The organism is Caldicellulosiruptor sp. F32 (assembly GCF_000404025.1).
In the GTDB taxonomy this organism is placed as follows: domain Bacteria; phylum Bacillota; class Thermoanaerobacteria; order Caldicellulosiruptorales; family Caldicellulosiruptoraceae; genus Caldicellulosiruptor; species Caldicellulosiruptor saccharolyticus.
Map to the genome: position 1 here is coordinate 1 of NZ_APGP01000040.1, position 499 is coordinate 499.

The window sequence follows — 499 nt, forward strand, 5'->3', positions numbered from 1 at the left end:
TTAAACAACCTTTATAGAAAGATAATCATGATAACAGGCAGAGACCCTGACCTGTATAGAGACTATAACTTGGATGAGCAGATTCCAGATTTAATTGATACATTAAATAATCTTAGCAAAGGGCTTGTAAAACAGGCACAAGACTTTGAAAAGTACACTGGGCAAAAAGGTGGCGAGGCTGAACTTTTGAAAAGAGTTGCAGAACAGCTAAGAAGCATGGCAAGGGAGCCAGACACAATCCCCGCACGAATTAACAATTTAAGAGATAGCTTGAGTGGGCTTTCATCATGGCTTGTGTACAGAAAAGAACAACCTTTGGAGATTGACTATATTTTAGTTGCATCACCTGATAGCAAAATTCCATCACCTACAGCAAGCCTTGGAACAAAGATTGTTAATTCAATAAAAGCTTTTCTCTACTCATTTGTGGAAGACTATACAAACGTAGGTGAAGTGTATCAAGGACAAAAGGTTATAAAAGTATGGGTAAGTGGGGGTC

1 pseudogene is annotated in these 499 nt (G+C 38.5%); it reads left to right on the top strand.

What is annotated here, in order from left to right:
• Positions 1-499, top strand: a pseudogene (locus H964_RS04140) (extracellular solute-binding protein); the annotation flags it as partial.